We start from the raw sequence: 7165 nt of genomic DNA, 5'->3' as shown, positions 1-7165 counted from the left end.
TGCATAACTAGAACTCTGAGACAACAGATCATTTCTTACAGTAGTAGCATTTGCATACAAGTTTGCATTCTTATAACTTCCCAAAGAAGAACTTGCTCTATGATGCAAAAAAGAAAGAGTATTCAATGCATTCCCCATAACAGTATCTAAGAATGTAGCTCTTGCAGTAGCTGTAGCTATAAGTGTTCTGTTCAATGCAGCTGCTGCTGTCTTAGAACCATCTATATTAGCAACAAGACCTCTTAAAAGATCACCTGTTATAGTTACTGCACCATTGCCACCATTTGTTTGTACTTGTGTATGTGCTACTGCTTCTGCTTTCTTACTTCCTTGTATAGCATTTGCTACTTTGGTGATATCTGTATTACCTTCACTTATTGTGAGTTTCTCTAAAGTTATATTGCCATTACCTTCAAATTGGACTGTTTTCAGATTGCCATTACCATCTTGATTCTCTAACTTCCAATCTTTTATCTTTATCTCACCAGAGCCATTGTTTTTGATTACAGTGTTATTGCCTGTTTTTCCTTGATTATCAATTGCTAAAGTTCCATTCCCATTATTTGTGATATTGCCTTTAAAGCTAGCTTTGTCATTATTTGTAATACGAAGATCACTGTTTGAATTATTAACGATATTACCACTTATGCTGCCACCATTACGACCCTTACGACCATTACTACTATTTACTATGCCACCTTCTATTTTGCCATTACTACCTATTACAATTACATCTTGATTTGCACTTGAGCCTAATTGGCCTTCATTTATAATCCCGGCAGTATTACCTTTCAAAGTGCCATTTACTTCAATCTTACCTGTGAGTTTGTAAATGTCCTTTTGTCCGTTTTTATTATCTTTACCTAGTACCAAACCACTGCCATTTATTCCTTCTACTGTAGCACCTTTTGCTATCTTTAGGTTTCCAACTACTGTCTGATCATTGTTTCCATTAATTTTGCTTATATTTATTCCATTTTCTTTACCTCTGATTATTCCTTTCTCTATTTCTAGATTGGTTATAGTTGTGTGTAATTTACCTCCAGCATTAAAGAATGCTATGCCATCTTTCTTGCCTTCTATGGTTCCAGAATTCTTGAGATGGGTGATAGTCCCACCTTCTATGAAGATGCCATAGTCTCCACCTGTGATAATGCCTGTGTTTGTGTTTTCTATAGTGTCGTATATTGGTTTAGATTCTTTTTGCTGCTCAGTATTGAGCTGTCTAAGCGCAATACCTGCGCCATCGCCATTTATTTCTATGACTCCAGAATTCTTGAGATGGGTGATAGTGGTATTTTGACTGCCTATAGCAATTCCAACTTTTTCGCTTTTGATAGTTCCTTGATTATCAAAGCTTGTGATAGTAGCATGAGCCAAGGATACAGCCCGTTCTCCTGCTGAAATCGTTCCCTCATTGATAAAAGTTTCAATACTTCCATCATAGCCAGTTCCATTATTTCCATTTCTTTCAATCTGTATTGCAACCGCACCTCCAGTCGCTGAAATAAGCCCACCCTTTTCATTTTTAAATGTCTCAATCTTAGCACCTTGGAGTCTCAAAGCAGCATTGACATCTTCTGATTCTATAGCTTTTATAGTCCCATTGTTAGTGAAATTTCTCACAACAGTTTGGCCACCATTATTATTCCCATCTGTAAGGAGATAGACTGTACCTGCCTTCTTGCCTGAGCTTATTGTTCCTTTATTTTCAAAGCTGCCTATTGTAGAGCCACCACGAAAGATTATGTTCCATCCTTGACTTCCATTTTGAATCGTTCTATTAAGAGTAGCTCCTTCTTTTATTGTTATCGTAGGAACATTGACAATACTTTTATTATTACCATTACCCACTTCTAGGATTGGCTTGTTATCGTTGTTTGTTTTTCCTTCTATAATAAGTGAGCTTATAGTGCCAGTAGCATCACTTTTAGTAGTGATGCTACCAGATTCAAGATTGCTAATTGTAGTAGTACCGCTACCACTACTTCCACTTCCACTGTGATTGCTGTTATTTCCGCTAATCTCCCAATTATTATCTTCATGATGAGCTACTGCACTTGAGAGACAAAGAGACAAAGCTGCTATGGTTGAGACAAACTTAGGTGAATATGTTGTTGTATTTCTCATAAGTTATTCCTTTATCAAAAATTGAGCGCTGAACTTTCGTATTAACGTATTAATTTGGTTAATAATGAGAAAAACAAAAATATACTTAGTTTTATATATAAACGTTTCGTAACGAACTAGGTAAAAACACGAAAATCAGAATCTCTGTATATCATAGGAGAGAAGTTGGTGTAGGGTATGTCTTGCAATAAAGGTTAAAGAATTTTTAACTATGTATTAATAAAACTATGCAAAACTCTAGGGGCATTCTGAAATTTAAACTTACAGGAGGATGAAATGGGAACCATAACTCTAACAAACAATCAAACCAAAGAAAGTTTTGAGTTTGAACTTATAGAATGCGCTAGAGGACCGCAAGCCGTGGATTTTTCAAAGTTGTTTGAACGTACAAACATCTTTAGCTATGACCCGGGCTACAGTAGTACAGCTGGGTGCAAAAGCACGATAAGCTATATCGATGGCAAAAATGGTGTGCTGCTGTATAAAGGCGTGCCGATAGAAGAGATCGTGCAAAAGTATTGTTTTACTGATGTATGTAAATTACTTATTACAGATTCTCTGCCAAAAAACATCGAAGAATCGAAAGAATTTGATATTGAGCTTCGTCATAGAAGCTTTTTGCACGAAGGACTTATCAACATTTTTGGTGCATTTCCTGATAATGCGCATCCTATGGCAAATCTTAGCTCGGCAGTGGCTGCACTATCGACTTTTTACGTGAATTATAAAGATAGCGAGGAAAGCGATGACTATCATGTGATGGCAAGTCGAATCATCGCTAAAATTCCTACACTCGTAGCATTTTCTTATCGTAATAGTGTGGGGGCGCCGTTTATCTATCCGGATGTCAATCGATCGTATGTGGAAAATTTCCTTTATATGCTACGTGCTTATCCGCATGGAAGGCTTAAGCATGGATTACAAGGAGAAATAGAGATTACCCCACTTGAAGTTGAGGCAATGGATAAGATATTCACACTCCATGCTGATCATGGGCAGAATGCTTCTACCACGACAGTGCGCAATGTTGCCTCTACAGGTGCACATCCTTATGCAGCGATCTCAGCTGGAATCAATGCACTGTGGGGTGCAGCACATGGTGGGGCAAATGAGAAGGTACTTGTGCAGCTCAATGAGATTGGCAATGTCAATAATGTAGCAAAGTTTATAGAGCGTGCCAAAGACAAAAACGATCCTTTCAGGCTTATGGGCTTTGGACATCGTGTGTATAAGAGCTATGATCCACGTGCTAAAACAATCAAAGCACTCAAAAACGAACTAGACAAAAAGGGAATCAAGATGGATCATCGCTTGAGTGATATAGCAGAAAAGCTTGAGGAGGTAGCATTAAGTGATGACTACTTTAAAGAGCGTGGATTGTATCCTAATGTGGATTTTTATAGTGGGATTATTTTGACTGCATTGAAGATTCCAGTTTCGCTTTTCACCCCAATCTTTGTTATCGGTAGGATGCCAGGCTGGTGTGCGCAGGTCATAGAACATATTAAAGACCCAACCACAAGAATCACAAGACCAAGACAAGTGTATATAGGCAAATAGCTATATTAATGTCAGTCAAGTTGTAGCCCTTGACTGATTAACTGCAATAGATTTATTTCCAAACTTCAATCCACTCTACAAATAATTGCCTATTAGGCAATCCAAAACGTTTCTTAATCTTTTGTGAGTGTAATTTCTATATATATTTTCTCGCCATTGCTATCTAAAAAGTATGCATTTTTATGTGGAGGGTGTGTAAGAGCACGAAATCGATTTATCGCATCTCTCATAGATAGTATTTCATCTAAATCTATATGACATATCTTTTTGTAGTCGCTTTTTGAATTGTAGTTTCCTCGTATTGTTGTCTTTGTCGTATTGTAAGAATTTTTTAAAATCATGTTGAGATTTTTGCTAAATAACTCTATTTCTGTTTTTAAGATTCTCTCATAGAGAGTCTTTGAAGTATCATCTGTATAAATAGGTATTTCTACTTGATCGATAATGTCTCCATTGTCAATTTCATTAGACATCATATGAAGCGTTACGCCTGCTGGTAGGTTGTTTAGAAGTGAAAATACATGAGGAAAAATACCTTTATTGTAGGGGTTGTATCCTGGATGCAGATTGATACATTTCACTGAATCTATAAGCTTAGAAGGGAATATTTGTGTGGAGTGAAGAGAGAATCCGAGATCATATCTACATAGAATTTCGATATTTTCCTTTATATCTAACGGCGTGACAAATGGGTATGTGCTAAACAAATATGAGAATTTTGGTGCGCAAAAGTATGATATGTCAATGTCGGTTTGCTTGAAAATATCTAATACCGCATCAAATACTCTAAGATTATCGCAGTATACGAATACTTTTTGATTCATACGATATCTTTGTGAGATGTGTAGTAGGTGCTGTGGAGATATAGGGATGGGATTGTAGTTATTTGGTTATTGTATCCCCCCCCCCATTTGTCTTGATGTCTAAAAAGAGTTTTTATTGGATTGTGTTGGATTTTTGCAGGATTACCATAGGCAACCTGATTTTTCTCTATATTTCTCAACACGACGCTTCCCATTCCTATTATGGCATTACCGCCGATTTGGATTCTCTCTCGTATTACCGAATGAGGAGCGATATAGACACTTTCCCCTAATACGACATTGCCACAAATTGTCGTACCATAAGACAGAACACTATGAGAACCTATCATACAATCATGGGTAATATTGGCATTTGGTAATACCAGAATGTTTTTTCCTAATATCGTATTAGTGGAGATTGTAGCGTATTGGAATACTATTGCTCCATGAGATATTTTTGCACTCGGACTGATGGTTGCATTTGGATGGATAAGAGAAGCTAGAGGGTAGCACTGAGCAATAGATTTGTATATGTCTTGTCTATACTTTGGCATTCCTTGGGCGATAGTGATCTCTACATTTTCCTTGTATTGTTTATGGAATTTCGAATAAGAAAGTACCTCGATAGAATCCGTTAAATATTGATAAGATTTAATGTCCGTGAAGTCATCTATGAAAATAATTCTCTCATATTTATGCGTTTTAGAATTGATGTAATAAGCCAAATCTAGTGTTTCTCTGCCAAGCCCACCCATGCCATATATTGCTAGAAACACTACTAAATCCTTTTTTTGTAAAAGTTTAGTTATGAAAGTGCATTATTTTCATAAGTTTAATATGTCGCCAAAAGTCCTAAAATAGAAACATAAGTGTATCCAAACTAATTTTAAATTTATTCTTAAAGCTGCTATCCAATTTATAGAATCCCTATTTCAAGGTACTTAGGGATTGTGTGTTAGTTATGAAAATAATGCATTTTCATAAGTTTTTAAGGAGAAAATGTGAGTGAAATTGGTGGGTATATCAGTGAAAATCCTTAAGCTTGGGTTTATAGGCGGAGGGATAGATTCCGCTATAGGTTACACTCATTTTATTGCATCGCAAATGGATCATAGATTTATATTAGAGGCAGGGGTGTTTAGCAGAGATTATAAAAAGAGCAAGCAAACTGCAAATGTTTGGCTTAATAATAAATGTAGGATCTATAAAGACTACAAAGAAATGTTAAAAAAAGAACAAAATAAATTAGATGCAATTGTTGTTTTGACTCCTACAATCTCGCACAAACAAATTGTCATAGATGTGTTAAATGCTCAATATGATGTAATATGCGAAAAAACCTTGTGTCTCAACACGAAAGAAGTTTTGGAAATACTATCATCTTTGAATAATAGTGGTCAGAAGCTTGTGATTACTTATAACTATACTGGTTATTGTATGTTGAGAGAACTTCAGGCAATGATTGAGCATGGTGATCTTGGAAAGATTACACATATACAAATAGAAATGCCACAAGAGGGCTATATTAAACAAAATAATGGCAGAGTGCCTGTGCCACAAGTTTGGAGGACACAGGATTTGGAGATACCTATAATATCTTTAGACTTAGGAGTGCATATCTATAATCTTGTAGCATTCTTGACCAAAGGTGCGCCAAAAAGTATATATGCCATAAATGGTTCTTATGGAACATTTGATGTGATAGATGATGTAAATATTTTACTCCGATGGGATAGTCTATTTAGTCAAGATACCAAAAATATAAATGTCTCTATGTGGTATTCTAAAAGTGCACTTGGATATAGGAATGGCTTAAATATTCGTATATTCGGGGATAAAAAAAGTGCAGAGTGGGTACAAAGTGAACCAGAAATCCTAAAAATAAATCTAGCAAATGGCGAAAGAATGCATAAAGATAGAGCTTCTCCAGGTCTTTTAGTAGCCAACCTCCCTAGATATTCTCGTTTTAAACCCGGACATCCATCAGGATTCATAGAAGCATTTGCAAATTATTATGTAGATGTTGCTGATTATTTATTAGGCCAAGAATCTCAGTATGTATTTGGTGTGAGCAATGCCATAGATGAACTCAATTTTTTTGAAGGTGTTGAGAAATCTGTGAAATCTCATAAAGAGATCAATTTAAATATATAAGGAAAGTGTATGAAAGCACAATATCAAGCTCCAACAAGCAAAAATCGAAAGCCATTGATTGATTTATTGCCATTAAATACTCCATTGACAATGTATATAGATCCTAGTAGCGTTTGTAATTTTTCTTGTGCTTTTTGCTTCCAAGCAAATCCATTATTTAAAAAAGAAACACGCATTGGAAAAATGTCTATGGATACATTTGAAAATATAGTAGATCAGTTAGGTGATTTTGAAGAGAAAATTAAGATGGTCCATTTACATGGATTTGGTGAGCCACTACTTAATAAGTACTTTATAGATATGGTGAAATGTATAAAAAATGCAAATGTTTGTGATCGTGTGGCAACTACTTCAAATGCATCTTTATTAAGCAAAACACTTAGTGAGAAAATAGTAGATTCAAAATTAGATCAAATCCATTTTTCAATATATGGTTTAAATGATGGAAACTATAAGACGTTTTCTAATCGACATGTATCTTTTCAAGACATAGTTGAAAATATTAAGTATCTCCACAG

Annotated in this window: 6 protein-coding genes; 3 read left to right on the top strand and 3 right to left on the bottom strand. The window is 35.5% G+C overall.

What is annotated here, in order from left to right:
- The coding region (locus CCY97_RS07985) for a hypothetical protein (RefSeq protein WP_146744536.1) at nt 1–2130 on the bottom strand (2130 nt) is incomplete at its 3' end.
- 276 nt (nt 2131–2406) lie between these two features.
- Here CCY97_RS07985 and CCY97_RS07980 point away from each other — a divergent pair.
- On the top strand, nt 2407–3690 hold the full coding sequence (locus tag CCY97_RS07980; RefSeq protein ID WP_112064942.1) for a citrate synthase: 1284 nt from the start codon (nt 2407–2409) through the stop codon (nt 3688–3690).
- Nucleotides 3691–3803: 113 nt separating this feature from the next.
- Here the strand turns inward: CCY97_RS07980 and CCY97_RS07975 are convergent, their stop codons facing one another.
- Entirely contained in the window at nt 3804–4514 is a 711-nt protein-coding gene (locus CCY97_RS07975; RefSeq protein ID WP_112064941.1) for a dTDP-4-amino-4,6-dideoxyglucose formyltransferase, read from the bottom strand.
- The gene (locus CCY97_RS07970; RefSeq protein ID WP_112064940.1) at nt 4511–5269 is read right to left on the bottom strand and encodes an acetyltransferase; all 759 of its coding nucleotides are present in this window, start codon (nt 5267–5269) and stop codon (nt 4511–4513) included. Before CCY97_RS07970 ends, CCY97_RS07975 begins: the two co-directional genes overlap by 4 nt.
- A gap of 229 nt (nt 5270–5498) precedes the next feature.
- Here CCY97_RS07970 and CCY97_RS07965 point away from each other — a divergent pair, with 229 nt between their 5' ends.
- Together CCY97_RS07965 and CCY97_RS07960 are read left to right on the top strand one after the other, a co-directional pair.
- Nucleotides 5499–6647: a Gfo/Idh/MocA family oxidoreductase gene (locus CCY97_RS07965; RefSeq protein ID WP_112064939.1), complete on the top strand. Its 1149-nt coding sequence runs from the start codon at nt 5499–5501 to the stop codon at nt 6645–6647.
- A gap of 9 nt (nt 6648–6656) precedes the next feature.
- The coding region (locus tag CCY97_RS07960; RefSeq protein WP_146744535.1) for a radical SAM protein at nt 6657–7165 on the top strand (509 nt) is incomplete at its 3' end.

The sequence above is a fragment of the Helicobacter sp. 10-6591 genome (genome assembly GCF_003288805.1).
GTDB lineage: Bacteria > Campylobacterota > Campylobacteria > Campylobacterales > Helicobacteraceae > Helicobacter_F.
This window is presented reverse-complemented; position numbering and strand designations above follow the sequence as displayed.